This is a genomic window from Streptomyces sp. CNQ329 (assembly GCF_000482585.1).
Window position 1 is genome coordinate 1 of the sequence record NZ_AXVU01000062.1, and the last position, 25,542, is coordinate 25,542.

Genomic DNA, 25,542 nt, shown 5'->3' on the forward strand with positions numbered 1-25,542 from the left:
ACTGGCGTGCGGTGTTCGATGGTGTCGGTGGTCGGCGGGTTGCTTTGCCGACGTATGCGTTCCAGCACCGGCGTTACTGGTTGTCCGGTCAGGTCTCGGCGGGTGATCCGGCGGGTCTGGGTCTGGCTGCGTTCGGGCATGGGTTGCTGGGTGCGTCGGTGACTGTTGCGTCGTCGGGTGCGGTGGTGTTGACGGGGCGTGTCTCACGTGCCGGTGATGCCTGGCTGAGTGGGCATCAGATTCAGGGCAGGGTGCTGGTGCCGGGTGCGGCGCTGGTGGAGATGGCGCTGCGGGCGGGGGACGAGGCTGGTTGCCCGGTCCTGGAAGACCTCACTTTGGAAGCGCCGCTGGAGCTGCCCGAGACCGCGGGCATGCAGATCCAGGTCACCGTTGATCCCGCCGAAGCCGAAGACCCCGCCCGCACGGTGACGGTGCACGCGCGTCCCGATGACGACCCGGACCGCCCGTTCATCCGGCACGCCACCGGCCGCCTCACCCCCGCCACCCACGACGCCATCGCCGAGCCCTGGCAAGGCACGTGGCCACCAGCGAGTGCGACGGCTGTGGATCTCACCGACACTTACGCGTGGTTGGCGAAGCTGGGCTACGAGTACGGCTCCGGTTTCCGGGGGCTGACCGCGCTGTGGCAGGAGGGCTCGACCCGGTATGCGGAGGTCGTGCTGCCCGAGGAGCACACCGGGGAGCGCGGGCCCGAGGCGTTCGGTCTCCACCCCGCCCTCCTCGACGCCGCCCTGCACACCCTCCTCGTCGACACGCCCGATGCTCCGGGCGTCTCCGACGCCGGGATCCGTGTGCCGTTCTCGTGGTCGAAGGTCGCGCTGCATGCCACCGCGGCCACCCACCTGCGCGTCAAGGCCGTCACCCTCGGCACCGACACCGTCGGCATCACCCTCTACGACGCCGAAGGCGGTCCGGTCGCCGAGGTCGGCGAGCTGACCCTGCGCACGCTGCCCGCGGGCGCCCAGCCGGCCGGCATCCCCGAGCACCTTTACGCCCTGCGCTGGACGCCGCGGCAACTCCCCGCGGCCGACGCGCCGGATCTCGCCGGCTGGGTCACCCTCGGCCCCGCCGCACCGCTCCCGGACGCCGCCGCCCGGCACTACCCGACCCTCACCGACCTCCTCGCCACCGACCACCAGCCCACCGCCGTCGTCTACGCCCCCGCCCCCGGCGGCCCCACCCCCGCCGCCGCCCACCAGGCCGTACACGACCTGCTCACCCTCCTCCAGCAGCACCTCACCGAACCCCACCTGACCGACACCCCCCTCATCCTCCTCACCCGCCACGCCCACGCCTTGCCCGCCGACACCGACCCCACGACCGACCCCGCGCACACAGCGCTGTGGGGCCTGGCCCGCTCGGCGCAGGCCGAACACCCGGGCCGCATCCACCTCGTCGATGCCGACGACCACCCCGACACCCGCACCCGTCTGGCGCAGGCCCTCACCGAGGCGCTGACGAACCCTCAGCTCGCCGTCCACCAGGGCACTGCGCACACCCCCCTCCTCACCCATCTTCGCGACGATCCGCCGCTGACCCCGCCCCCGGGCGCCGGGGCCTGGCGGCTGGACACCACCACCCCCGGGACCATCGAGTCGCTGCACCTGCTCCCCGCCGCCGAAGTGCTGGAACCGCTCGCCCCCGGCACGGTACGGGTGGCCGTACGCGCCGCCGGGCTCAACTTCCGCGACGTGCTCATGGCCCTCGGGATGTACCCGGGCGAGCAGATCATGGGCAGCGAGGGCGCCGGTGTCGTCACCGAGGTGGGCCCCGGCGTGACGGACCTCGCGCCCGGCGACCGGGTGCTGGGCCTGCTCCCGCATGCCTTCGGCCCGTTCGCGGTCGCCGACCGGCGCATGCTGGCGCCGATGCCCGCGGGCTGGACGTTCGCACAGGCCGCCGCCGTGCCCGTCGTCTTCCTCACCGCGTACTACGGCCTGCGTGACCTGGGCCGGCTGGAGAAGGGCGACGCGGTGCTCGTGCACGCCGCCACCGGCGGTGTCGGCATGGCGGCCGTCCAACTCGCGCGGCACTGGGGGGCGGAGGTGTACGCCACCGCCAGCCGGCCGAAGCAGGGGCTGCTGCGCGAGCTGGGGCTGCCGGAGGAGCGGATCGCCTCCTCGCGCGACCTCGACTTCGTCGAGCGGTTCCGGCGCGCGTCCGGCGGCGCCGGCATGAACGTCGTCCTCAACTCGCTGGCCCGGGAGTTCGTGGACGCCTCGCTGGAGTTGCTGCCCGCGGGCGGGCGGTTCGTGGAGATGGGGAAGACCGACATCCGCGACGCCGCCGACGTCGCGAAGAGCCACCCGGGGGTCGCGTACCAGGCGTTCGACCTCATGGAGGCCGGCCCGGACCGGATCCGCGAGATGCTCGCGGAGATCGTCACTCTGCTGGAGTCGGACGTGCTCACCTCGCTCCCGCTGCGCACCTGGGACGTGCGGCGCGCGCCCGAGGCGTACCGCTTCATGAGCCAGGCCCGGCATGTCGGCAAGATCGTGCTGACCGTGCCGGCGCCTCCGGACCCGGCCGGCACGGTGCTGGTCACCGGCGGCACGGGTGCGCTGGGCGCGCAGGTCGCCCGCCACCTGGCGAGCGTTCACGGCGTACGGCACCTGTTGCTGACCAGCCGCCGGGGGATGGAGGCGCCCGGAGCCGCGGAGCTGCGGGCCGAGCTGGCCCGCCTCGGGGCCGAGGCCACCGTCGCGGCATGCGACGTGTCACGGCGGGAGGACGTCGTACGGCTCCTGGACGGCGTACCGGCGGAACACCCGCTCACCGCCGTCGTGCACGCCGCGGGCGTGACCGCCGACGGTACGGTCGAGACGCTCGACGCCGCCGCCGTCGACCGGGTGCTCGCGCCCAAGGTGGACGCGGTCGCGCACCTGGACGAGCTGACCCGCGGCCTCGACCTCAGCGGCTTCACGCTCTTCTCGTCCATCGCCGGCACACTCGGCACAGCGGGGCAGGGCAACTACGCCGCCGCCAACGCCTGGCTCGACGGGCTGGCGCAGCGCCGGCAGGCGCTCGGCCACCCGGCGGTCTCCCTCGCCTGGGGCTACTGGGCCGAGGAGAGCGAGCTGTCCGGCCACCTCAGCGACGCGGACGTGGCCCGGCTGAGCCGTACGGGCATCCTGCCCTTGGCCACCGCCGAGGGCCTGGCGCTGCTGGACGAGGCCGTGGCGCTGGGCGATGCCGCCGTGGTGCCGGCGCGGCTGAGTACACGCGCCGAGGAAGGCGTGGAGGTGCCGGCGGTGCTCCGGCAGGTCGTCAGGCCGGCGCGGCGCACGGCCGCCGCGGACGACGCGCCCGCCTCCGGCGGGTCCCGGGCGAAGCTGACGGAGCTGCCTGCCGCGGAGCGGGCCGAGGCGCTGGTACGGCTGGTACGTACGCACGCCGCCGCGGTGCTCGGGCACGGCTCGGCCAACTCCGTTCCGCGCGATGCCGCGTTCAAGACCATCGGCTTCGACTCGCTCGCCGCGGTGGAGCTGCGCAACCGGCTCAACGCCGCGACCGGCCTGCGGCTGCCGGCCACGGCCGTCTTCGACAACCCGACGGCGGAGGCGCTCGCCGCACTGGTCGACGGGGAGCTGCCGGGTGCGCCGGCCGCGGCAGAACCGGCGGAGGCCGGGGCGGGGAGCCTCGCCGAGCTGGAGGACATGCTGGCCGCCGGCGCGCTCGGCGAGGAGGAGCAGGCCAGGCTCGCCAAGCGGCTGAAGGCCCTGCTGTGGCAGCTCGAAGACGTGCGCCCGGCCGCGGCCGAGGAGACGGGGCCCCCGGCCGGTGAGCCCGCCGGCGAACTGGACGTGGCGAGCGACGAGGAGATGTTCGCGATGATCGACCGGGAGCTGGGCCGGGACTGACTCCCGCGCCCGGCCCGGCCGGTCGGCCAAGGCGACGAAAGCCGCCGGCCCGCGACGAGAGGACGCGGGCCGGCGGTGTGCGGGAGCGGGGAGGGCGAACCCCGCCGCCGCGGTGCGAGGTGAGGTTCAGGGACCCGGGGCGGGAGAGGCGGGGTCGCGGGCGTCGACCGCCTCGTGCACGACCTCCTCCTGCGCCACCGGCTTCCCGGACGGCCCGGCGGCCTCCGCCTTCGTGGCGGCCGCGGTCCCGGAGGCCGCTTCCTGCGGGTACGCCTCCAGGAAATCCTTGAGCTCGGACAGCACGTCGGCCGCCTCCGCCCCGTCGATCACCCGGTGGTCGAAGGCCAGGCTCAGCCTCATCACCGGTGCCACGACGACAACGCCGTTTCTGACGACCGGACGGTCCACGATCCGCCCGACGCCCAGCGTCACGGTCGTCCCGCCGACCGAATGGAAGCTGTCCACGGCGCGGTGGCCCAGCGAGGTGACGGCGACGGTGCCCCTCAGCTCGGAGCGGTGTGCCAGCGACCGCGTCGCCAGCCGGAACAGCGTGCGGCCGACGGGCACGGGCAGCCGGTGCAGCTTGCGGACCGCCTCGAACTCCGGCATGGATGCGGGGTCTCCGTCGCGCAGCCGGTCCACATGCTGCTGCACGTCGTCCAGGCTCGACTGCTCCAGCCCCGGCACGACGGAGGACAGCACCACCCGGCGCCCGCCCAGGGTCTTGTCCAGCGTCACCTTGCCGCCGACGGTCGCGTAGCGCGCGACCTTGGGGCGCAGCCGCCCGCGGATGGCCGCGTTGGCCTCCGGATGCCGTGCCAGGACGCTGCCGGAGGCCCGCAGGACATACGAGACGACCGAGTACCGGCGGCCGTCGCGCCGCGCGTCCGCCCGGTGCTCCTGCACGCGGCTCATGTCCACCTCGGTGTCGAGGAAGACCGGCGCCGTGGCCTGGATCTCGTCGCAGTGGTAGAGCGTGTGGCGGCGCTCGGCGGGAAAGCGGGTGACGCTCACGCCGCGACCGCCACCTTGTGGATGCCGCTGAGGCTGCCGGCCTCCAGCAGGTCCGGCAGCGACACGCTGCGGCCGGTGCGGCGTTCGAGCGCCGCGGTCAGCCAGAGCAGGTGCACCGAGTCCCAGCCGGCGATCTCGTCCAGAGGCCGGTCGGCGTCCTCGACGGAGACCGGCAGCCCCAGTTCGTCACGGATCAGCACCACAAGATCGTCGATGGTCGTCATGAAGCGGGCACTACCTTTCGGGGATGTGTCAACGGGGCTGTGTCGCGGTCGTGGTCGAGAACGCCCGGACGTCACGCATGAGAGCTGTGGCGACGGCCCGCTCCGCGCCGTCGAGGTAGAAGTGGCCGCCGGGGAACCGTTCGATGCGGAAGGCGCCGGAGGTCAGCGGCTGCCAGGCCGCCGCTTCGTGCTCGGTCACCCGCGGGTCTTCGGTGCCGGTGAAGATGCTGATCGGGCAGCGCAGTACGAAGCTGTCGTCGAAGCGGTACGTTTCCACGGCCGTGTAGTCGGCGCGCAGCGACGGCAGGATCATGGCCCGCATGTCCGGGTCGGCCAGGATCTGCGGGTCGGTGCCGCTCAGCGCGGTGATCTCGGCGATGAGCCCGTCGTCGTCGCACTGGTGCACGGTCTCGACGCGTGGCGTCGCCGGCGAGTGCCGGCCCGAGGCGACCAGGCCGATGGGCGGGTTGGTGCCGTCCCGCTCCAGTCGGGCGGCGGTCTCGAAGCCGACGACCGCGCCCATGCTGTGCCCGAAGAGGAGCAGCGGCAGGTCGGTGAGCGGCTTGAGGACGTCGGCCAACCGGTCGGCCAGCGTGTGGATGTCGCGCAGCGGCGGCTCGTGGCGCCGGTCGTGCCGGCCCGGGTACTGCACGGCCACGAACTCCACCGACGGCGGCAGCTCCCGCTGCAGCGGGAAGAACGTGGTCGCCGCGCCGCCCGCGTGGGGGAGGCAGACCAGCCGTACGTCCGGCCGCCGGGCCGCACCGAAGCGGCGCAGCCACGTGTCGTCGAAAGGAATCTGTGTGGGCACCGGGGCCATGCCTTCCCGCGCTCTCCCGGGTGCGAGAGGCCGGCACACGGAGGAAAGCGCACCTTGAGCACTCCGACTCGTTTGTGGTGACCGATGGTATCGGCGCCGGTTGAAGGCGGACAAAGAGCCGCTAAAGACATACGGGCGCGGAGGCTCCACCTCCGCACCCGTACGTGACGCCCCGTCAGGCAGACAGGCCCTTCAGCCGCTGGCCGATGTCGGTGCGCTGACCGATACCGAGCTTCTGGTAGATCCGGGTGAGGTGTTGCTCGACCGTGCTCACTGTGATGTGCAGCTTGCCCGCGACCTGACGGTTGGTCAGCCCCTTCGCCACCAGCGCGGCGACCCGGTGCTCCGCCCGGGTCAGCAGCCGCTGGCCGCCTCCGGCGCACGCCGTACCGGCGGCACCCGCGACCTCCGGCGCGGCCCTGCCCACCCGCTCCGGCGGCGGCGTACGTGCCATGGCCTGGTCCGGCAGGCAGTTGCGGGCGATGTGGGCGGCTGCGGCCTTCGCCCTGGCCGCCCAGGACCCGTGGCCGAGCTCCCGCAGGACCGTGCCGAGTTCGTGCAGCGTACGCGCCTGCTCCAACCGGTCGCCGGTGGCGAGGAGTTCGTCCATCGCCCGGAACAACAGGCCGGGCCGCTTGCGCGGCGGCGCCATCCGGGCCCGTAGCCGCAGCACCATCGCATGGTTGCGCCCGCCGTGACCGGGGACACGCGCGCAGTGCTCGGCGAGCATCCGGGCAGCCATCGTCTTGTCACCCAGGTACAGCCAGGCTTCGGCGACGTAGAGCCGCCACGGCACGAGCGTGGGATGGTCGACGAGCGTGCGCTCGGCCATCCTGCCGATCCGCAGGAAGTCGGAGAGCGCCGAGTGCGGCCTGTTCGTGGCGAGATGGAAGCACCCGCGGATGCACAGATAGCTCAGCCAGTGGACGCTCTTCTCCCACGCGGGGGGAATCGGCTTGGCGAACACCCGCGCGACCTCGTCGTGGCGGCCCATCTCCATCAGCGTGGCGGCGAGCACGGCCTCCACCGCGCACGCGTACCCCGTGCTGCGCTCGGTGATGACGCTCTCCACCAGCCGGATGCAGTCCATGCTCGCCGCCAGCTTGCCCTGCCGCAGCGCCACCGTCGCCTGCTGCAGCGAAAAGATGGCCTGCCAGCCGGGGGCGTCCCGGGACGCCGACTCCTTGACCAGCCACTCGCACCACTGCCAGGCGGAATCGAGCCGGTCGGCGATGACCAGGGCCTTGATCGCGCAGGTCAGCGACCAGAGCGTGGAGTCGGAGAGGGTCGAGACCTCCAGCAGGTTCTCCGCCGTGGCGGCCCAGTCGCAGCGCTCGCCCAAGAGGAAGGACCCCTCGAAGGTCTGGAACAGGGCGGTCGCCGACGCGTACGTGCTTGCCCCGTCGGCGTCGGACGGCGGAAGCCGCGGAGCCTGCCCACCATCCGGGGGATGCTCGGCTTGGTGGCTGTACCAGGCCCACAGCCAGGCAACGCCGGGGTGGTCGCCGGCACGGACGTCTGCCGCGCTCGACTCGGCGCCCTGCCGCTTCAGCACGGCGAACGCCTCCTGGATCTTGCCGTAGCTGAAGAGCAGATCCGCGAGTCCGTCGTACGACGAGCTCGGCATCTTGTCCGCGTGGAAGGCGCTGAGCAGTGCTGTCAGATGCCGGATTTCGGTGGCCGCGGGGCTGATGCGCTGGGTGATGAGCGCCAGGCGCAGGTATATCTCGATACGATCCGGGGTGTTCGGGGTGTTTTCCAGCGCGAGTTCGAGATACCTGACGGCAAGCCGGATATTTTCCTGGCCGATCGCCGTCTCCGCGGCGTCGCGCAGCACGGACCGCTGCCATGCCTCCGGCGCGTGCCGGGCGGCCAGAAGGTGGTGTGCCACGTCCGTGGTCGGACTGCCCGCATTGTTCTGCACCACGGCGGCGCGCCGGTGCAGTTCGTTTCGCTGAAGCGTGCCCAGATCCGCAAGAATTTCCCGGGGAGCGCTCCCATGCCGGAAATTCGTGTCGTCCAGGACCCCGGAGCCGCGCAGCGCCTCCAACTGCTGGTCCATGACAGCGGGTGAAATACGGGTCATGCCCGACAAAAGCTCGGGTGCCGCGGAATCCCCGAGCACCGAGATCAGCCGCCCCAGTTCCACCGCCGTGGAGCCGCTGCGGTAAAGGCAGGACACGACGGCACGCCCGTACATGCCGAGTTTCCACGAGGACTCCGTACCCGTCGGCCGGGCCTCCATGTCCTCGTCCCGCAGATCCTCCAGCAGGGCGCGCAGCAGGAGCGGGCTGCCGCCGCTGAGGTGGTGCAGCAGCTCGATCCACTGCTCGTGCGGCCGGATGACGCGCGTGGTGACCGCCGCCCGCACCTCCCGCTCCTCCAGCGGACCCAGGTGGATGCGCTGGGCGTTCGGCCGCCGCAGCAGCTCCGTCTTGACCGGCTGGTCGCGATGGCGCAGGTGCGGGCAGTGGGACAGCAGGATGAGGGTGCGCCGGCTGCGGTGCCAACTGACCGCCTGGAGCAGGAAGTCGAGTTCGGACCAGGGAATGTCCTGGACGTCGTCGATACTGATCACCACCACGCCGTTCTCCGCGACGTGCGGCAGCGCGGCGCTGAACTGCAGTGCGGCCGTGACCCCCGCGGGACCCTCGCCGGGCGGCGGGGCCGGCACCTGCGCGACGAGCTGCTGGAACAGGGAGATGGGCGGGTGGGCCGCCGTGCTTCGTCCCTGGACGCTGAGGATGGTCGCGCCCATGTCGGCCGCGTGTTCTGTGATGGCGTGTAATAGCGCACTCTTGCCGCAACCCACGCCGCCTTCGACGAGAATTGTGCGCGACATTCCATGAAGGCAGCGAGAGAAAGCGGATCGCAGCGCCTCGAATTCGGCCGCACGGATGACGAAAGCCATACCGGATTACTCACCTCCCGTTGGCGCAGTTGATTCGTTGTGTGAATCAGTGCACCTGAGCAAGTCCAGGTTATACGGCACTCAGGGGAAGCGCCGTACCGCATATTCGGTTAGTAGTTTCACAGTTCAGGTTTGTTTGTGCAAGGCCGGGTTTGGTCAGGTCATGGGATTATGCGTAGGTCCGTTTTGCATCGTTCATCCTGACCTTGGCGCGATGCAGCGGAGTATACATCCCCTGGGACAATCGCATCGGTCCGCGAGAGCGCCGGGTGCGGGCCCGCGGGAGCGAACGCGGGCGTACCGGGCGGCGCGTGAGCCCCGGGTGCGTCCGCACAGGTGCCCCCTCGGGGTGACGGGGACGGCTCGCGGGGCGAGCGGCGCAGCGAGACTTTGGCGGGGCTTTGGCGCCGCGCAACACCCTGCCCGGATGCTTGCTGCCCTTGCCTACCTGCAGCGTGTGCTGCGGGAATCCCTGACCGCCCTCGGCCAGGTGTGGTTCTTCATTCCGGCGCCACCCCCCGTCCCGCCGGCGCCGCCACCGGGCCCCGCTCCCGGTCACCCCGAGCGTCTGCGCCCCGACGTCCCGCTGACGGACCAGGAGGAGGCCCTGAGTAGGGAGTTGAAGGACATCGCCCTGCCCGACCCCATCGGCGAGGAGAAGGGCCCGGGCGCGTAGCTGAGCGGCCGAAGCAGAGGCGCCGGGGGCGGCGCGCGGGCGAGGCACCTCGTGCGCGGTGTGCGGCACGTGGAGAGCCCCGGTCGGAGGGGGGATCCGACCGGGGCGGTCTGAGGGATACGGAGGGCGGTCGCCTCGCGGCGAAAGGCTCCGTGGGGCTTCAGCCGAACGATCTTCCCCACGGGCGAGAGGTGAGGCCCGGGGACACTGTCCCCTCCGTACCCGCACTCTCTCCAACGGGAGGGGACCTCCGGTTGTTCCGCGCCCCTTCCCCGGAGGGTGTGAAGCGCGACACAGCCGGTGTCAGTGCAGCCAGCGGCCCTCGCGCATCAGCTCGCGTCCGCTCAGCTCGTTCACCTCGCGCCAGGCCAGGATCCGCCGCGGGGTGATCCGGAACCAGCAGTACCGGGTGGACAGGCCGCGCGGATCGAAGCCGGCGCGCGCCGCGAAGCGGTCGCCGTGCTCCCGCGGCAGCGCGTCCAGCTCGACGACCTCGACCTCGCCGTCGATCACCGTGACGTCCCTGGTGGGACCGAGCGCCAGCCGGGCGGCACCGGTGGCGGCGAGATTCCTGCCGGTCGGGCTCTCCGCCGGCGTCGCCACCCACACCGCCCTGCCGTCCCAGGAGAAGGACAGCGGTACGAGGTACGGCGTCCCGTCCGGCGCCGCACTGGCCACCCAGACGTCGACGTCGTGGGCGAGCCGGTGCTCGGTGTCCCGGCGACGGCGGGCACGGGTCCGGGGCTCCGCGGGATGCGCGGGTGCGGTCATCTTTCGCTCCTGATCGTCGTGCGGCTCGTACGCGATGAGCCCGGTGCACCGCACGGGGCCCGATCGCCGTGGCCACCACAGCCTCGTCCGCCCGCCCTCGCCCCGCCTCCGTGCTGACCACGGAGAACACCGCGGATAATGGAAGTGTGTCCACTCCGCCGATCTCCGCCCGCGAGGCCGAGGTGCTCGCGCTCCTCGGCGAGCACCTGAGCAACGCCGAGATCGCCGGGCGCCTCTTCATCTCCGTACGCACCGTCGAATCGCATGTCTCCTCGCTGCTGCGCAAGCTGCACCTGGCCGACCGGCGGGCTCTCGCCCGGCACGCCTCCGCCTCCGCCCGCGCCGGCCAGGCCGGACCCGCGCCCGCCCTGCCCGCGCCGCTGACGGCCTTCGTCGGCCGCACGCGCGAGCGCACCGAGCTGGCCGAGGCCGTACGGAGCCGACGGCAGGTCACCGCCGTCGGTCCCGGCGGGGTGGGCAAGACGCGGCTCGCGCTCGCGGTGGCCGGGGACCTGGCCGGCGACTTCGCCGACGGCGTGTGGTTCGCCGACCTGGTCCCGGTCACCGATCCGACACGGGTGGGCGCCGTGGTCGCCGCAGCCGTGGGCGTGGGCGAGCAGCCCGCGCGGGACGTGGACGACGCGGTGCTGACCGCGCTCGCGGACCGTGACGCGCTGCTCGTACTGGACAACTGCGAGCACCTGCGCGAGGGAGTCGCGCCGTTCCTGGAGCGGCTGCTCGCCGCCTGCCCCCGGCTGCGCATCCTCGCCACCAGCCGGGCCCGCCTCGTGGTCCCGTTCGAACGCACCTTCCCGGTGCCTCCGCTGTCCTGCGCCGGTGGCGACGAGTCCGACGCCGTGGCCCTGTTCATGGACCGCGCCGCCGCGGTCGGCCGGCCGCCGGGACCGGGCGCGAGCGCGGGCGTCGTGGCCGTCTGCGAACGCCTCGACGGTGTGGCCCTGGCCATCGAGCTGGCCGCCGCCCGCTGGGCCACACTCGGGCTCGACGGCCTCGCCGCCGGCCTCGGCGACCAGCTCCGGATCCTCAGCGGCGGCGCCCGCGCCGACGACCGCCACCGCTCGGTGCGTGCGGTCCTCGACTGGAGCCACGACCTGCTCCACCCGCAGGACCAGGCACTGCTGCGCCGGCTGTCGGCGTTCGTCGCGCCGTTCACCGCCGCGGCGGCGGCGGAGGTCGCCGGGGAGGGGGCCGAGGACGCCGCCGCCGTCGCCGACGGCCTCGGCAGGCTCGCCGAGCACAGCCTCCTCGCCGTCACCCCGTCCGCGACCGGCACCCGCTACCGGCTGCTGGAGACCGTCCGCCAGTACGGCGCGGAGCGGCTCGCCGCCGCCGGCGAGCAGACCGCCGTCCGCGCCCGCCACCTCGCCTGGTGCATCACCGCCGCCACCGAGCTGACCGACACCGGCGGCCCGCACTGGCGCGCCCGGTTCGACGACCTCGCCGAGGACATGCGAGTCGCGCTCGGCTGGGCCGCGACCAGGCCGGAGCTGCGCGCCGTCGCCCACCGGCTCGCCCTGACGCTGGCCGGGCTGACCTTCACCCGGAACATGCCCGGCGAGGCCCAGCGGCGGTACGAGCAGGCCGCCGCGCTCGCCGACGACGCGGGTGCAGCGGTGGCGCTGCGCCACGCCGCGGAGGTGGCGGGTTGCCGGCGGCTCGGCGACGACATGTACCGCCTGTACCGCGCCGCCGCCCGGGCCGCCGAGCGCGCGGGCGACCTCGTCGGCGCCGGCCGCGCTCTCGCCGAGGCCGCCACCGCCGCGTACCGCTTCTCCACCTCCTTCACCCGGCTCCCCGCCGTCCCCGAGGTCACGGCCCTGCTCGCCCGTGCCCGGGACCTGGCCGGCGACGACCCCCGCGCGGGGGCGGCCGTCGCACTCGCCGAGGCAGCGGTGGTCACCGATGCGTACGGCGCCGTGCAGGGGGACGCCGACAACGCCGTCAACCAGACGGTCGAGTCCGTCGAACGCGCCGTCGAGCTGGCCCGCCGCGCCGCCGACCCGGTGACGGAGTCCGCCGCCCTCGACGCACTGTCCGGCGCCCTGAGCTGGGCGGGCGACCCCTTCGCCACCGCCGCCGCCACCCGCCGCAGGACCGAGACACTGGCGCCCCTGCCGCCGACCCCGGCCGCCACCCACGAGCGGATGGACGCGCTCGCCATGGCTGCCGGCACCGCGATCGGCGCCGGCGAACTGGACCGCGCCCGCCGCTGGGGCAAGCAGCTCGCCGGCCACCCGCTGCTCGCCGAGGCCGGACATCACGCCACCGCCTGGCTGCTCGTCGCCGACGCCTTCGCCGGCCACGCAGACGAAGCCCTCGCCCATGCCGTACGGTTCCGCGACTCCTTCGAGCACAGCGGTGGGCAGCGGTCCCTCTCCCTCGCCGCCGGGGCAGCCTCGGTGGCCATGCTCCACGGGCTCCGCGGCGACGACGACGCCCGCGCGGCGTGGCTCTCCCTCGCCGACCGGGCGGACACCACACCGGAGCACCGGCACGGCTACGGTGCGGTCTTCGACGCCACGGTCCTGCTCCACGACGGCGACGCGCAGGCCGCGCTGGAGCGGGTCGCACCCGAGCCCGGCGAGGTGTGGAAGTGGGTGTGCTGGGTCTGGCTGCACTGGTACGTCGCGCTGCGCGCCGAGGCGGCGGTGCTCGCCGGCCACCCCGATGCCCGCGGCCGGATCGCCGCCGCCCGCGCCGTCGTCACCGGGAACCGGATGGCCGCCGCGCAGGTGGACCGGGCCGAGGCGCTGCTCGACGGCGACCTGCCGCGGCTGCCGGGCCTTGCGGCGGCGTTCGCCGCGGCGGGCAGCCCGTACCAGGCGGCCCGCACGCTGCTGCTCGCCGGGGGTGACCACGCCGCCGCGGGCGAGGCGGCGCTGGCCCGCCTCGGCCTCGTACAGAACGACCTCGGACCGGAGGACCTCCTGCTGGACGAACTCGAACCGAAAGAAGCCGGACGGCCGCCGCATTGATCGGCGGTGCGCGCCCGGCTAGCCGACCGCCCGCCTCACCAGCGCCGCGATCCGCTCCTCCACCTCGTCCGTCACCTCGCTCAGCGCGAAGCCGGTCGCCCACATCGTGCCCTCGTCCAGGTTCGCCAGATCGCTGAACCCGAGCGTCGCGTAGCGCGTGTTGAACTTCCCCGCGCTCTGGAAGAAGCAGACGACCTTGCCGTTCCGCGCGTACGCGGGCATGCCGTACCACGTCTTCGGCGCCAGCTCCGGCGCGGTGGCGGTGACGACCGCGTGGACGCGCTCCGCCATGGCCCGGTCCGCATCCTGCATCTCCGCGATCTTCGCGAGCACGTCCCGCAGCGCCTCGGCCGCCTTGTCCGCGCGCGAACCGCGCCGTGCCGCCTTCTTCTGCTCGCGGGCGTGCTCCTTCATCGCGGCCCGCTCCTCGGCCGAGAACCCCTCGTACGCCCCGGTCCCGCTTCTGCCCATGATCACACCTGTCCGATCGGATCCGGCCCGGATCCTCCGCCGGGCCGCTTGACGTGATCAGCCTCGTCCCGGGACGCCGGGAACGCCTCCGTGCCGACCACGGAATCCGTCACGGACGTACGCACCTGTGGCCCACGATCGTGTCCGGATTGGGCTGGACGGGGGGCGGTTGGGTGTGTCTGCCGGTAATGAGGCGGTGCTGCGGCCGGTTTCTCCTACGGTTCTCACGTTCCTGCCCGCTCCGGTGCGTAGCACCGTGAAAGGAGATTCCCGATGCCGATCCGAAAAGCTGCCGCCGCCCTGGTGGCCACCGCCGCCCTGACCCTCGGTGCGCTCGCCACGACGCCGTCGTTCGCCGCAGCCGACTCCGACGGGCAGAAGGCGGCGTCCGCGCCCGCCGCCGAGGCGAACAACTACCCGTACCGGGGCAAGGTGCTCGGCAACAGCATCGTCTACAAGCGGGCCAAGCCGACAACGCGCAGCGACATCCTCGGATCGGCGAAAGCCGGGACGATCGTCCATATCCAGTGCAAGGTGATCGGCCAGAACGTCCTGGGCAACAACCGGTGGTACCGTGTGCCGGTGCACGGCCACGGCCACGGCTACATGTCCGCCCGCTACGTGAAGAACCTGGACCAGATTCCCTTCTGCAAGCGCTGACCTGGGGCTCGCGCCCGCCGCAGCGCCCGGCCGGTTTCACCGGCCGGGCGTTCGCGTGGGCCCGGGCGCTACGCGCCCTGCCCCTGCCCGCCGGCGCGCTGCTCGGGGGGTGCGCAGGGCCCCGGCCTTCATGGGCGAACACCCGGAACTCCCCTCCCGCCGCCTCCGTGCCCCGTGAGTGCGAACGCGGGGCGTTCTCTCTGCGCCGATGCGGTGATGCGCGCCGTGGCGTGGCCGGGCAAGAGCCCCGATAACGCATGCGAAAAGTAGGTTATGTAACTAATCATCCACTATGCGCATGTGAGCGATGGGGCAATGAAGAAACTCAAGAAATTCCTTGACCTGCCGCTGGTTCAGCGGTTCCCGGGCAACCGCTGGGCGATCGGCGCCGCGTGCGCCCTCATGGTGGTGACGGGAGTGGTCGCTGCCATGCTGACCAGCGGGGGGACCGGCACGGTCAGCGATGCGAAGTCGGCCGTACAGGACAGCGCGGCCGAGGCGGCGAAGCCGGAGGAACAGCCAGGGAAGGGCACCGGCACGCAGGCCGGCGGAGGACAGTCGGCCTCCGGCGACGATCACCGCTCGCCGCGCCGCTTCTTCGGCGGCAGGCACGGCGTCGCCACCTCCTTCGACAACGGCACGGTCTTCGTCGGCGGCGCCGTCGCCCCCGGTACGTACACGACGCAGGGCTCCGACGGTTCCTCCTCCGGCTGCCGATGGGCGCGGCTGACCGACAACGAGGGCGAACTGGTGCCGATCATCAGCGGTTCCACCTCGGGGCCGACGCGCCTCACGGTCCACTACGGCGAGTACGTCCGGAGCACGGGCTGCCAGACCTGGAGCCGCGACGACTCCGCCCCTCCGCACCACACCAAGTAGCCCGCCACCGGTGCCCGGCGCGGCCCCGCCGCCAACGGCGTCACCCGGACGCCACGCGCGTACGACACCGCTGTCACCCTCGTCGCCGCCAGGGTGGAGGCGTACGTGCAGGCTCCTGGAGCGGCGTGGAGGAGTGATGGCGATGCGGACGGTGGCGAGAACGGCGAAGTCGGTGGTGCGGCGCCGGGCCAGGGTGGCGCTCGCCGCGGTACCGGTGGCGGTGGCGCTGCTGGCAACGGCGGCCGGCCCTGTCCCGGCGGCGGCAGCGCCGGGCGGCGTGCCCGACGTCGTTGCGCGCGAGGCGTACTTCCTGCCGCCGGAGGTCGCCGAGCCGGGCGACGGGCTGACGTACGACCAGGCCCTGGTACCGGCGGGCGCCGGCATCGCCGTGATGGAGGTGGCCAGCGGGGGCACGATGAGCGTCCGGCTCGCCCTGACCGGTCTGTTGCCCGACCGGACCTACGGGGCGCACGTCCACGCCCGGCCATGTGGCGGCGCCCCGGACGGCGCCGGGCCGCACTATCAGAACGAGCCGGACCCCGTGCAGCCGTCCGTCGACCCCGCCTTCGCCAACCCCGGAAACGAGGTGTGGCTCGACTTCACCACCGACGGCCGGGGCAGCGCGCTTGCCACCGCGCGCCAGGACTGGCGGTTCCGGCCGGGTGAGGCCCGCTCCATCGTCGTGCACGAGCACGCGACGAGTACGCACCCGGGCGAGGCGGGCACGGCGGGGGCGCGGCTGGCGTGCCTGTCGGTGCCGTTCGAGTAGCGGGGGAGTGGTCAGGGGTGGCCCGTCGTATGCGCGCGTCCGTACGTCTCGTGGCGGGTGCGGTGGCGCTCGTGCTCCTCGGCGCCGCCGGGGTGGCGGCCTGGCTCTTCGCACTCCCCCCGAACCTGGTCCCCGCCCTGCACACCCGCGCGCCGCAGGGGGCCGTCGACGACGCCAAGCCCCCGCCGCGCCAGGTGCAGCAGCGCGCGTCGGGCTTCCAGGCGCCGTACCGCGCACCAGCCTCCGGGCTGCCGCACAGCTCCGGCTTCGCCGTCGGCGGGTCGGTGGACACGCCCACCCTCAGTGACCTCATGTACGAGCGGCGGATGGGCGAGACATACCCGGTCCCCGCCGAACTGGAGGGACCCGGCACGTTCGACACCGTGCCCGGTCACGATCCGGCCCCGGGGACGGGCCAGGTGGTGCGTTACCGCGTCGACGTCGAGGACGGCATCCCCCTGGACGGCCGGCTCTTCGCCCGTGCCGTACAGGAAACCCTCAACGACGAGCGCGGCTGGGGCGAGTCCGGCCGGCGGACCTTCGAGCGGGTCTCCACCGGGCCCGCCGACTTCGCCGTCACCCTCGCCAGCCCCGGCACCACGGGGGAGTGGTGCGCCATGTCGGGCTTCGACACCACCGTCGACAACGTGTCCTGCGACTCCGGCATGACCGAGCGTGTCCTGATCAATGCCTTCCGGTGGGCGCAGGGCTCCACGACCTACGGCAGCGACATCCTGGGCTACCGCCGGATGCTCATCAACCACGAGGTGGGCCACCGCCTGGGACACCGGCACTCCTTGTGCGTACGGGACGGGGCGCGCGCGCCCGTGATGATGCAGCAGACGCTCTCCCTCACCACGGCCGGCGCACGGTGCGAGACGAACCCCTGGCCGCACCCGGAGCAGGACTGACCGCAGCGGCCCGCCGGGCACCTGCGCGCCGCGGATCTTCGCCGCTCCCGGAGCCGAGGCCCCCTCACCCGTTCAGCGCACCGCCGGCGATCCCCTGATGTCCGGCCGCGGCAGCCGGACGACCTGACAGACGGCGGAACCGCCGGGTCGGCCGGGCGGCCGGAGAGCGCCCCGGGCGGACGGAAACAGCGTCGTTCGAGATGCGGCAGCACGCCGTCTGTTCTCATCCTGGTGCGGCGGAACCCGTTCGAACAGGAAGGTGAGGACACCCGCATGGCTCTCCCGCTGGCGGACCGAAGAGCGACAGTCGCCCGTCGGCGCCCGGAGAGCCCCGCCCTCCGCGAACCCGCCGCCGGCCCTCTCGCCCCCACCGAGTTCCTGAACTCCGACGACCCCGACGTCCGCGACTTCGTCCGTCGCACGCTGCCCCGGGGAGGCGGCCTGAACAGCCGGGATGCGGCCGTACGGCTCTACTACGCGGTGCGCGACGGCATCGACTACGAGGTCTACGGCGTGGACCTGTCCCGTACCGGCGTCAGCGCCGCACAGACGGCCCGTACCGGCAAGGGCATGTGCCTCCACAAATCCATGCTCTACGCCGCCGCCCTGCGCGCCACCGGCATCCCCGCACGGCTCGTCCTCACCGACGTGCGCAACCACCTCGCCTCGCCCGCGCTGCGCACGCTCCTCGGCGGAGACGTCTTCCGCTACCACACCTTCACGACCGTCCATCTCGACGGCACATGGGTGCGCGCAAGGCCGGTCTTCAACCGGTTGCTGTGCCGCCTGTACGGCATGCGCCCACTCGGCTTCGGCGGCAGAACCGACAGCGTCCACCATCCGTACGACGCCGACGGCGCCCGCCACCTAGAGGTGGTGCGCGAGCACGGCGAGTTCGACGACCTGCCGTACGAGCGGGTCGTCGACGGGCTGCGTCGCGCGCACCCCGGCATCTTCGCGGATCCCGGCAGCACGCGGCTCGTCGCCGGCTCGCTGCACGCAACGCCAGGGGAAGCCCGGCAGGCGTCGTCGGCAGCGCCGCCCTCGTAGCGGATCACCTGCCGCAGACGGGGCGGGCGCACCAGCGCCGGCGGCTTCCCACCGCGGCAGGCCCAGCGCCTCTTCGCCGAACCACCCGTCCCTGCCCTCGGCGGCCGTCACCGGGCCGGCCGGAGGCGACCGGCGGGGCGCGCTTCTTGCTGCCCCCTGTTCCGGGCAGCGCCCGGCCGGTACGTTCTGGTACTTCCCCACGGCGGGCCAGGGGCCCGCGACGTACGCGGGGCGACCGGGTGGAAGGAGCCGGACGGATGACCCGACTTCACGGCCGGCAGCGGCACGAGGGACCGGGCAGACGGCGATTCCTCGGCTACGCACTCGCTGCACCCACCCTCGTGGCCGCCGCAGAACTCGCGCCCGCCCCCGCCGCCGGCGCCCGGCCCGCCTCGCCGGACCTCACCGAACTCCTCGACCTCACAGACGTCATGACCGCGGCCGCCCTGCCCACCTCCGGCCTCATCACCGTCCACGTCGCACCAGACGGCACCGTCTCCTTCGCCCTGCCCCGCGCCGAAGTCGGACAGGGCATCACCACCTCCACCGCCATGCTCATCGCCGAGGAACTGGCGGTGCCGCCCGAGCGGGTGCGCGTCACGCTGGCCGAGGCCCGCCCCGAGCTGCTGTTCAACCAGCTCACCGGCGCCTCCAACACCACCGTCGCCACCTACACCCCCATACGCGTCGCCGCCGCCGTCGCGCGGCACCGGCTGCTCACCGCCGCCGCGGCCGAACTCGGAGCGCCCCTCGCGCACCTGACACTGCGCGACGGCGCCGTCCGCGACCGCTCCGGCGCTTCCGTCGGCATCGGCACCCTCGCGCCCAAGGCCGCCGCCACCAGCACCGAGCCCGTCTCGGTCCGGCTCACCGCCCGGGAGAACTTCACCGTCATCGGCCGGCCCCACAACCGCATCGACGCCCGCGACGCGGTCACCGGCCGCAAGAAGTTCGCGATGGACCTCGACGTCCCCGACGCCAAGCCCACGATGGTCTGCCGCCCGCCGACCCTCAACGGCAAACCCGGCCCCGTCGCCAACCTCGCCGACGTCACCGCCATGGCCGGAGTCACCGACGTCGTGCCGATCGACACCGGTGTCGCCGTACGGGCCGAGACCTTCGGCCAGTGCATCGACGCCGTACGCGCGCTGCGCATCGACTGGCGTCCCGGCACCGCGGAGGGGAAGTCGGACCAGAGCGTGCTGCGCGAACTCGCCGCGGCCGAACCGCCGATGGGCCTTCCCCCGCTGACACCACACGTGGAGGGCAAGTTCACGTTCCGCTTCCGGAGCAACAGCGCGCTGGAGCCCAACTGCGCGATCGCCGACGTACGCGCCGACCGAGCCGAGATCTGGTCGGCGCTCAAGTCGCCGATCGTGGCCAAGGAGGCCATCGCCGCCAAGCTCGGCCTGCCGCCAGGCCGCGTCACCGTGCACGTCACCGAGGGCGGCGGCTCCTTCGGCCGCAAGCTGTTCTTCGACGCCGCGCTGGAAGCCGCCGAGGTCTCACACAAAATCGGCAAGCCGGTCAAGCTCATGTGGCACCGGGCCGACGATTCCCGTCAGGGCCGCACCCACCCCATGGCCACCTCGCGGGTACGCGCCGACTACGCCGGCGGCGCCGTGCTCGGCTTCAAACAGCGGCACACCTCCGTCGCCACCGACTTCGGCCACGGGCTCGGGGAACTGTTCACCGCGATGGCGGCGCAACTGCCGGTCGGTGACATCGGCTTCTCCCAGACGTTCTTCCAGCTTTCCCAGTCGATGCCGTACGAGTTCGGCCTGGCCACCCGGCTGCTCAACGAGACAGACAAGGGCTTCAACACCGGCAGCATGCGCAACGTGTACTCGCCCGATGTCGTCTGCGCCCGTGAGCTGATCGTCGACCGCCTCGCGGAGAAGATGGGCAAGGACCCGTACAGCTTCCGCCGCGACTTCCTGCGCGACGAACGCGCCCGCGCGGTCCTTGAGAAGGCCGCGGAGGCGGGCGAGTGGGGCCGGCAGATGCCCGAGGGGACTGCACAGGGCATCGCGTTGCACTCCGAGTACAAGTCGGTCAATGCGGTGCTGGTGGAGATCGACTGCCGTCCCGAGACGGTGGGCCGTCCCATCGGTGACGGTGTGGCGGGGCCGCGTGTGACGAAGGCGGTCTCTGTCGTGGATGTCGGGCTGGCGGTCAATCCACGGGGGCTGGAGGCGCAGATGATGGGCTGTGTCATGGACGGTATCGCGCAGACTCTGACGTCGAGTCTGCACTTGCGTGACGGCTCCTTCCTTGAGGCCAGTTGGGACAACTACTTCTACACCCGGCAGTGGAACACCCCTCCCAAGCTGGAGGTCATCGTCATGCCCGACACCTCCCAGGAGCCCGGTGGGGCGGGGGAGCTGGGGGTGGCCGCGTCAATGGCGGCGGTGGCGTGCGCCTACGGCCGGGCGACCGGCACGATGCCCACCGACTTCCCGATCAACCACGGCACGCTGTCCTTCACTCCCCAACCGACCGTCCCGCCGATCCCCGCGTCCCCGACCGACGGCCTGGACCAGGCTCGCTGAGGCAAGGAGACCCCCGTGCCCGAGCACACCTTCCGCGTCAACGGCGAGCAGGTCACCGTCGACGCCGCCGACGACGAGCGCCTGCTGTGGGTGCTGCGCGACCTGCTGGGTATCACCGGACCGAAGTACGGCTGCGGCATCAACGTGTGCAAGGCGTGCACCAGCCACCTCAACGGCAAAGCCGTCAACCCCTGCGCCGTTCCCGTCGGCGAGCTGAAGCCGGCGGACGAGGTCACCACCATCGAGGGCCTGGCGGACACCGTCAGCGACGACCTGCACCCCATGCAGCAGGCATGGCTCGACCACGACGTCGTCCAGTGCGGCTACTGCCAGCCCGGCCAGATCATGGCCGCCGTCGCCCTGGCACGCCGCGTGGCCGCCGAAGGCCGCGAGATCACCGACGACGACCTCGACAGCATCCGCAACATCTGCCGCTGCGGCACCTACACCCGCATCCGCGAAGCCATCAAAACCGGCGCCACGCACATGTGACGGGGTCCGCCGGGCGGCAGCCGGGTGTCCACGACGACCTCGATGCCGACGCGAGGGCCGGTCGAGAACCGACTCGGCCGACGCGACGTGCGGCCGGACACAGCAGCGCTGCACCACATCGAGTCAACCCCGCAGCCGCTTCGACGCCTGACCGCCGATGCCGGCGCCATCCTCGGCGTCACGCCAGTGGCTTCACCCGGGAACGCAGCAGACAGAACTCGTTCCCCTCGGGATCGGCGAGCGGATACCAGCTCTCCGTGCCGGTCTGGCCGATGTCGACGTGCCTGGCACCGAGCGCGAGCAGCCGCTCCAGTTCCGCTTGCTGATCGCGGTCGGTGGCGTTGACGTCGATGTGCAGGGGGAGCTTCCCCCTCCGCGGATCGGTGCTCAAGGCCAGCACGAGCGTGGGCTGAGGCCCCCCGAAGCCGGTGTCGGGCGGCCCGATTTCGATGACGCCGTCCTCCCGGTCGAGCTCGACGTAGCCGAGAACGTCGCTCCAGAACGCGGCGAGCCGCTCGGGGTCGGCGGCGTCGATGACGAGTTCGGTGATACGGCATGCCATGTCGGCAGCATACGGTCATCCGCCCGGTGCGCGCGTCGGGGGACTGGCCGGCCCGGACTGTCAGCGCCGGCTGAGAGGCTGGGGCCATGGACAGGGACGAGGAGTTGCTGCGCGGCCGGGTCTACGGTGCGGAACACGACGACCCGCACCCGGGGCCGCGGCCGGGTCGTGACTACGCGGAGCTGGTCGGCGGCCCGCTGGACGGCCTGCTGCTCGACATCACCGGCTGGAGCGCGCAGGAGACCGCGGCCGGCGCGGCCCTGCCCACCGAGCTGGGCCGCTTCGGCGCCGGCGGGCGCGCCACCTACGCCCCCGCGCCCGGCTCGCCGCGGCGATGGGAGTGGACGGGCGACATAGCCTGAACGCCCGTGCCGCCGCCCGGACTTCGGGAACCGGAATCCGGCCTGGGACGGAGCAGGCCCGACGTAGGGTGCCGCGTATGAAAATCTTCGGATGGGTGCTTTTCGTCTGCGGCCTGTACTTCCTCGTACAGGGGTTTGTGATGCCGATGATCGCCGAGCGATCGGACGTGGAGAGCATCGAGTTCCAGCAGATCCGCGAGTCCAGCTCGTACCTGGGCATCGGCCTCATGATCGGCGCGGTTGCCTGCGGCGTCCTGGACCGCAGCCCCGGCGGCTCGGCCCAGCGCGCCGCACAGCAGCCCCCGTCGTACCCGGCCCAGCAGCCCTACGGCGCCCCGCCGCCCCCGCAGCAGCCGCACGGCGGCTGGGGCCCGCCGCCCGCGGGCTGAATGCGCTCGCGCGCAGAACCTTCAGGGGTGACGACGGCGACGTCCGGATCCACACCACCCGCCGGTCCCGGCGTGACCTGTCGCTTGGCCGGCTCGGCGAGGAAGCCCCGCCGACTGCCCTCCCACCAGCCTCGGCCCGCCGCGCACAAGCGACCGCCGGAGGGGTGTGGTTCGGGTGAGCCTCCCCGGAGCCGCAGACGGCTCCGGGGACCTGATGATCCGGATCCTTGTGATCGTGTCCCGGTCATGTCACCAAACCGTCACACCGCAAGACACGGACCGCCGGAGTCCGACAGGATTCACCGGTCCGAACACGTATTTGCTAGGGGAAACATGCACAAGCGCACTGCCCGTGCTTCCGTTCTCGCTGTGGCCGCGGCGGCTCTGACCTTCGCCGTGGCCGGCTGCGGTAGTGACAGCGAGCCGGATGAGGCAGCCTGCAAGAAGGCCATCACCGAGCAGATGAAGGCGATGGAGGCGGGCGACGAAAACGCCGCCAACGACCGTCCCGGCGCCTGCGAAGGCATCGATGACAAGACCGCCAATCGACTGGCTCAGGAGATCGCTCAAGAGGAGATGAAGAAGATCGAGGACTCGGTCGAGGCTCCCTGAGCGTGACCGCACGCCTGTCCGGAGCGGAGGGCGCACGCGCCTTCCGCTCCGGACAGGCCCGCTCGGTCAACGGGCCGGCCCGCCGGACCCGTAAGGGCGGATCCGCCTCTCCCGCCGCATGACCGCAGCGCCGAAGCGCAGCCTCCCCGCATGAACGAGAACTCCCGCGGCCAGGCTTTCGTCACCGCCCTGCGAACGAAGCTGGCGACCACCACAGCCACGCTGGCTCTGCTCACAGCAGCCACCCTCGGCGGAGTCGTCACCGGAGCCGGAACCGCCACCGCCGCCGACACGAAGCTCGTCGCCACAGCTCCCGCAGCAGCGCCGACGCTGCGTGAGCAGGCCGACGCGATCATGAACCTCACCTACGTGGAGTTCACCGAAACCCCCCACACCCCACCGTTCAACTGGACGAATGACGGCTGCTCGGTTCCCACGGGCTACGCGCCGTACAGCGAGGTCTTCCGCCCCGCGTGCGTCCAGCACGACTTCGGCTACCGGAACTACGGCGCCCACGACGCACTGAAGCTCAGTCCCACACGCGCAACGAAGGACTGGATCGACGGGCGCTTCCGCACCGAAATGCGCCGCATCTGCGACGACCGCAACAGCTCGCGACTCTCCCACCTCGCGTGCGTGAACGCAGCCGAGGCGTACTACGGCGCGGTTCAACTGGGCGGCGACAGCTCGTTCTTCTGAACCTCGCCGAGCAGTACGGCCTGCCGCTCCGGCCCGTCCTCGAACGCATCCGCGTCCCCGCCGGGACCAGGGTTCGACCAGGGGAAACCCGCGCCCGACTTGACCTTACCCTGTGGGGCATGGTTTAGCGTTCGTCGAGGTGAGAGGCATGCGGATCAGTGAGCTGGCCCGCCGGGCGGGCGTGTCGACGAAAGCGGTGCGCTACTACGAATCGCTGGGCTTGCTCACGCCGGGGCGGCTGGCCAACGGCTACCGGGACTACACCGAGCACGACGTACGACTCACCCAGGAGATCCGGGCGCTCGGCAGTCTCGGGATTCGCGTCGAGCACACCCGCCCGTTCCTGGAGTGCCTCACGGCCGGCCACCGACACGCCGACGACTGTCCGGCCTCGCTGGCGGGTTACCGGGACACGATCGAAGAGCTCACGAAGCGGATCGAGGAACTCACCGCCCGCCGGGCGGTCCTGGTCGCGCGCCTGCAGCAGGCCGCCCACCGCGGAAGCCGCGTCCCACCGGTCGACCTAGGAGAGGGCCTGATGACCGATTACGTGAGCGTTCCGGCCGACCTGCCCGTCCCCGAGGACGACGGCGCGGCTACCCACCTGCCCGGCACGAAGGTACCGCACGTGGAACTCCAGGGCACCGGCGGCACGGCTGTCCGCCTCGATGCGCTCGGCCCGGACCGCACGGTGATCTACGTCTACCCACTCACCGGACGGCCCGGCGTCGACCTGCCCGACGGCTGGGACTCGATTCCCGGGGCACGCGGCTGCACCCCGGAGGCATGCGGCTTCCGCGATCACTACCAGGATCTTCTCGCCGCCGGCGCGGACGGCGTGTTCGGCCTCTCCAGCCAGGAAACCGACTACCAGCGTGAGGTCGTCGAGCGGCTCCACCTGCCGTTCCAGATGCTCTCCGACCCTGCGCACAACCTGGCACAGGAACTCAACCTGCCCACGTTCGAAACCAGCGAGCTGACGCTCTACAAGCGGCTGACTCTGATCATCCGCGACGACGTCATCGAGCACGTCTTTTATCCGGTCTTCCCCCCGAACGAGCACGCAGAACAGGTCCTGACCTGGCTGAGGAACAACCCGGTCTAGAAGACGGCGCCCAACGCCTGCGATCGCCGGGCGCCCGGGCCCGGGCTGCACCGCTTCATCCACAACCACCCGAACCGGGCAGAGACAGGCCCCCGAGGGGTGCTCCCGCTAGTAGATGAACTGAACGACGGAGTCGTTGTAGTCCGTATCCCGGCCGTCCTCGGAGGCGATGGTCGTGACGGTGACGGGCGGCCGAGTCGGCGTCTGGACCGTATCGACCTGGAGCGTGCTGGGTTTGAAGGTCCTGCCACCGTCCTCGCTGTGCTCCAGCGTGGCCGCGAAAACCCTGTCCTGCGAGCGATCCAGTACCGTCATCCCGATCATCGCATCGTCTTCGCCGGTTCCGATCCACTGGTAGCCGTACGGGTTCCCGTCCGGCTTGATGGTCACCCTCTGCAACCACTGCGCATTGACCGTCGCCTTGATCTGCACCTGCCCGCATCCGGCAGGGACCTTGACCTCAACGCTGTTACCAGCCATCGACACTCCTTCAAAGAAGATGAAACCCGCAGGAAATGGGCCTGGCGCGTCGAACAGGTCTATCACGGTGACAGGAGTCTCCCACCGCACATTCACCGCCTGTCGCAGCCGTCTACGCCGACCGTGTGGCGGGCGGTACCCGCGGCGCACCCGGGCTCACCCCCTAGTACTACAGGGCTAGATCTTGATCACCTGAAGTCGTAGCCGCCTTCGGAAGTGGTGGCGTCGTGCCTCCGCCTGATGCGCGCGCCTCCAG

23 protein-coding genes are annotated in these 25,542 nt (G+C 72.2%); 15 read left to right on the top strand and 8 right to left on the bottom strand.

Features of this window, described 5'->3' with window-relative positions; all coding sequences use genetic code 11:
* Positions 1 to 11: 11 nt before the first annotated feature.
* Positions 12 to 3,881, top strand: coding sequence for an SDR family NAD(P)-dependent oxidoreductase (locus tag I003_RS0127335; protein ID WP_486584414.1), 3,870 nt, complete (start codon positions 12 to 14; stop codon positions 3,879 to 3,881).
* Positions 3,882 to 4,007: 126 nt separating this feature from the next.
* On the opposite strand, the gene I003_RS0127340 is transcribed toward I003_RS0127335, so the two are convergent.
* The 4 genes from I003_RS0127340 to I003_RS0127355 all read right to left on the bottom strand — a co-directional run bounded on the left by I003_RS0127340 (position 4,008) and on the right by I003_RS0127355 (position 8,850).
* Positions 4,008 to 4,895 (bottom strand): 2-oxo acid dehydrogenase subunit E2, encoded by an 888-nt coding sequence (locus tag I003_RS0127340; protein ID WP_027774410.1) that lies wholly within the window; start codon positions 4,893 to 4,895, stop codon positions 4,008 to 4,010.
* A complete protein-coding gene (locus I003_RS0127345; protein WP_027774411.1) occupies positions 4,892 to 5,119 on the bottom strand; it encodes an acyl carrier protein in 228 nt (75 codons plus the stop codon). Before I003_RS0127345 ends, I003_RS0127340 begins: the two co-directional genes overlap by 4 nt.
* Before the next feature lie 28 nt (positions 5,120 to 5,147).
* A complete protein-coding gene (locus I003_RS0127350; protein WP_027774412.1) occupies positions 5,148 to 5,939 on the bottom strand; it encodes an alpha/beta fold hydrolase in 792 nt (263 codons plus the stop codon).
* Positions 5,940 to 6,114: 175 nt separating this feature from the next.
* A complete protein-coding gene (locus tag I003_RS0127355; RefSeq protein ID WP_078564451.1) occupies positions 6,115 to 8,850 on the bottom strand; it encodes a LuxR family transcriptional regulator in 2,736 nt (911 codons plus the stop codon).
* 427 nt (positions 8,851 to 9,277) lie between these two features.
* On the opposite strand from I003_RS0127355, the gene I003_RS0127360 reads away from it, so the two are divergent.
* The gene (locus I003_RS0127360; protein ID WP_486584411.1) at positions 9,278 to 9,526 is read left to right on the top strand and encodes a DUF6059 family protein; all 249 of its coding nucleotides are present in this window, start codon (positions 9,278 to 9,280) and stop codon (positions 9,524 to 9,526) included.
* A 303-nt stretch (positions 9,527 to 9,829) separates the two neighbouring features.
* On the opposite strand, the gene I003_RS0127365 is transcribed toward I003_RS0127360, so the two are convergent.
* Positions 9,830 to 10,297 carry a pyridoxamine 5'-phosphate oxidase family protein gene (locus I003_RS0127365; protein ID WP_027774415.1) on the bottom strand — a complete coding sequence of 156 codons (468 nt, stop codon included), beginning with the start codon at positions 10,295 to 10,297 and terminating at the stop codon, positions 9,830 to 9,832.
* A 146-nt stretch (positions 10,298 to 10,443) separates the two neighbouring features.
* On the opposite strand from I003_RS0127365, the gene I003_RS33425 reads away from it, so the two are divergent.
* Entirely contained in the window at positions 10,444 to 13,293 is a 2,850-nt protein-coding gene (locus tag I003_RS33425) for a LuxR C-terminal-related transcriptional regulator (RefSeq protein ID WP_078564454.1), read from the top strand.
* 18 nt (positions 13,294 to 13,311) lie between these two features.
* On the opposite strand, the gene I003_RS0127375 is transcribed toward I003_RS33425, so the two are convergent.
* Positions 13,312 to 13,764: a DUF1801 domain-containing protein gene (locus tag I003_RS0127375; protein ID WP_027774416.1), complete on the bottom strand. Its 453-nt coding sequence runs from the start codon at positions 13,762 to 13,764 to the stop codon at positions 13,312 to 13,314.
* 273 nt (positions 13,765 to 14,037) lie between these two features.
* Here I003_RS0127375 and I003_RS0127385 point away from each other — a divergent pair, with 273 nt between their 5' ends.
* The 7 genes from I003_RS0127385 to I003_RS0127415 all read left to right on the top strand — a co-directional run bounded on the left by I003_RS0127385 (position 14,038) and on the right by I003_RS0127415 (position 21,077).
* A complete protein-coding gene (locus I003_RS0127385) occupies positions 14,038 to 14,424 on the top strand; it encodes an SH3 domain-containing protein (protein ID WP_027774417.1) in 387 nt (128 codons plus the stop codon).
* Between the two features lie 300 nt (positions 14,425 to 14,724).
* Positions 14,725 to 15,303, top strand: a complete 579-nt coding sequence (locus I003_RS0127390; RefSeq protein ID WP_486584412.1) for an Rv1352/Rv1906c domain-containing protein — start codon at positions 14,725 to 14,727, stop codon at positions 15,301 to 15,303.
* A gap of 136 nt (positions 15,304 to 15,439) precedes the next feature.
* Positions 15,440 to 16,072 carry a superoxide dismutase family protein gene (locus tag I003_RS0127395; RefSeq protein ID WP_106966351.1) on the top strand — a complete coding sequence of 211 codons (633 nt, stop codon included), beginning with the start codon at positions 15,440 to 15,442 and terminating at the stop codon, positions 16,070 to 16,072.
* A gap of 29 nt (positions 16,073 to 16,101) precedes the next feature.
* Positions 16,102 to 16,983: a DUF3152 domain-containing protein gene (locus I003_RS0127400; protein ID WP_486584413.1), complete on the top strand. Its 882-nt coding sequence runs from the start codon at positions 16,102 to 16,104 to the stop codon at positions 16,981 to 16,983.
* Between the two features lie 273 nt (positions 16,984 to 17,256).
* On the top strand, positions 17,257 to 18,033 hold the full coding sequence (locus I003_RS33430; protein ID WP_078564456.1) for a transglutaminase-like domain-containing protein: 777 nt from the start codon (positions 17,257 to 17,259) through the stop codon (positions 18,031 to 18,033).
* A 257-nt stretch (positions 18,034 to 18,290) separates the two neighbouring features.
* The gene (locus I003_RS0127410; protein ID WP_027774421.1) at positions 18,291 to 20,585 is read left to right on the top strand and encodes a molybdopterin cofactor-binding domain-containing protein; all 2,295 of its coding nucleotides are present in this window, start codon (positions 18,291 to 18,293) and stop codon (positions 20,583 to 20,585) included.
* 15 nt (positions 20,586 to 20,600) lie between these two features.
* On the top strand, positions 20,601 to 21,077 hold the full coding sequence (locus tag I003_RS0127415) for a (2Fe-2S)-binding protein (protein ID WP_027774422.1): 477 nt from the start codon (positions 20,601 to 20,603) through the stop codon (positions 21,075 to 21,077).
* 178 nt (positions 21,078 to 21,255) lie between these two features.
* On the opposite strand, the gene I003_RS0127420 is transcribed toward I003_RS0127415, so the two are convergent.
* The gene (locus tag I003_RS0127420; RefSeq protein WP_027774423.1) at positions 21,256 to 21,639 is read right to left on the bottom strand and encodes a VOC family protein; all 384 of its coding nucleotides are present in this window, start codon (positions 21,637 to 21,639) and stop codon (positions 21,256 to 21,258) included.
* A gap of 86 nt (positions 21,640 to 21,725) precedes the next feature.
* On the opposite strand from I003_RS0127420, the gene I003_RS0127425 reads away from it, so the two are divergent.
* The 5 genes from I003_RS0127425 to I003_RS0127445 all read left to right on the top strand — a co-directional run bounded on the left by I003_RS0127425 (position 21,726) and on the right by I003_RS0127445 (position 24,806).
* Positions 21,726 to 22,001, top strand: a complete 276-nt coding sequence (locus I003_RS0127425) for a hypothetical protein (RefSeq protein WP_027774424.1) — start codon at positions 21,726 to 21,728, stop codon at positions 21,999 to 22,001.
* A gap of 77 nt (positions 22,002 to 22,078) precedes the next feature.
* The gene (locus I003_RS0127430) at positions 22,079 to 22,390 is read left to right on the top strand and encodes a hypothetical protein (RefSeq protein WP_027774425.1); all 312 of its coding nucleotides are present in this window, start codon (positions 22,079 to 22,081) and stop codon (positions 22,388 to 22,390) included.
* 333 nt (positions 22,391 to 22,723) lie between these two features.
* Positions 22,724 to 23,002, top strand: a complete 279-nt coding sequence (locus tag I003_RS0127435) for a hypothetical protein (RefSeq protein ID WP_027774426.1) — start codon at positions 22,724 to 22,726, stop codon at positions 23,000 to 23,002.
* Between the two features lie 150 nt (positions 23,003 to 23,152).
* Positions 23,153 to 23,701: a phospholipase A2 gene (locus tag I003_RS0127440; protein ID WP_027774427.1), complete on the top strand. Its 549-nt coding sequence runs from the start codon at positions 23,153 to 23,155 to the stop codon at positions 23,699 to 23,701.
* Positions 23,702 to 23,849: 148 nt separating this feature from the next.
* Complete coding sequence (locus tag I003_RS0127445; protein ID WP_027774428.1) at positions 23,850 to 24,806, top strand: redoxin family protein; 957 nt, start codon at positions 23,850 to 23,852, stop codon at positions 24,804 to 24,806.
* Positions 24,807 to 24,914: 108 nt separating this feature from the next.
* On the opposite strand, the gene I003_RS0127450 is transcribed toward I003_RS0127445, so the two are convergent.
* On the bottom strand, positions 24,915 to 25,286 hold the full coding sequence (locus I003_RS0127450) for a fucose-binding lectin II (protein ID WP_027774429.1): 372 nt from the start codon (positions 25,284 to 25,286) through the stop codon (positions 24,915 to 24,917).
* Positions 25,287 to 25,542 lie beyond the last annotated feature (256 nt).

What these genes read in the sequence shown, in the direction of transcription:
- I003_RS0127345 (WP_027774411.1), bottom strand. Translation starts at nt 5,119, where the DNA reads ATGACGACCATCGACGATCTTGTGGTGCTGATCCGTGACGAACTGGGG.
- I003_RS0127350 (WP_027774412.1), bottom strand. Translation starts at nt 5,939, where the DNA reads ATGGCCCCGGTGCCCACACAGATTCCTTTCGACGACACGTGGCTGCGC.
- I003_RS0127355 (WP_078564451.1), bottom strand. Translation starts at nt 8,850, where the DNA reads ATGGCTTTCGTCATCCGTGCGGCCGAATTCGAGGCGCTGCGATCCGCT.
- I003_RS0127360 (WP_486584411.1), top strand. Translation starts at nt 9,278, where the DNA reads ATGCTTGCTGCCCTTGCCTACCTGCAGCGTGTGCTGCGGGAATCCCTG.
- I003_RS0127365 (WP_027774415.1), bottom strand. Translation starts at nt 10,297, where the DNA reads ATGACCGCACCCGCGCATCCCGCGGAGCCCCGGACCCGTGCCCGCCGT.
- I003_RS0127375 (WP_027774416.1), bottom strand. Translation starts at nt 13,764, where the DNA reads ATGGGCAGAAGCGGGACCGGGGCGTACGAGGGGTTCTCGGCCGAGGAG.
- I003_RS0127385 (WP_027774417.1), top strand. Translation starts at nt 14,038, where the DNA reads ATGCCGATCCGAAAAGCTGCCGCCGCCCTGGTGGCCACCGCCGCCCTG.
- I003_RS0127395 (WP_106966351.1), top strand. Translation starts at nt 15,440, where the DNA reads ATGGCGATGCGGACGGTGGCGAGAACGGCGAAGTCGGTGGTGCGGCGC.
- I003_RS0127400 (WP_486584413.1), top strand. Translation starts at nt 16,102, where the DNA reads ATGCGCGCGTCCGTACGTCTCGTGGCGGGTGCGGTGGCGCTCGTGCTC.
- I003_RS33430 (WP_078564456.1), top strand. Translation starts at nt 17,257, where the DNA reads ATGGCTCTCCCGCTGGCGGACCGAAGAGCGACAGTCGCCCGTCGGCGC.
- I003_RS0127410 (WP_027774421.1), top strand. Translation starts at nt 18,291, where the DNA reads ATGACCCGACTTCACGGCCGGCAGCGGCACGAGGGACCGGGCAGACGG.
- I003_RS0127420 (WP_027774423.1), bottom strand. Translation starts at nt 21,639, where the DNA reads ATGGCATGCCGTATCACCGAACTCGTCATCGACGCCGCCGACCCCGAG.
- I003_RS0127425 (WP_027774424.1), top strand. Translation starts at nt 21,726, where the DNA reads ATGGACAGGGACGAGGAGTTGCTGCGCGGCCGGGTCTACGGTGCGGAA.
- I003_RS0127430 (WP_027774425.1), top strand. Translation starts at nt 22,079, where the DNA reads ATGAAAATCTTCGGATGGGTGCTTTTCGTCTGCGGCCTGTACTTCCTC.
- I003_RS0127435 (WP_027774426.1), top strand. Translation starts at nt 22,724, where the DNA reads ATGCACAAGCGCACTGCCCGTGCTTCCGTTCTCGCTGTGGCCGCGGCG.
- I003_RS0127440 (WP_027774427.1), top strand. Translation starts at nt 23,153, where the DNA reads ATGAACGAGAACTCCCGCGGCCAGGCTTTCGTCACCGCCCTGCGAACG.
- I003_RS0127445 (WP_027774428.1), top strand. Translation starts at nt 23,850, where the DNA reads ATGCGGATCAGTGAGCTGGCCCGCCGGGCGGGCGTGTCGACGAAAGCG.
- I003_RS0127450 (WP_027774429.1), bottom strand. Translation starts at nt 25,286, where the DNA reads ATGGCTGGTAACAGCGTTGAGGTCAAGGTCCCTGCCGGATGCGGGCAG.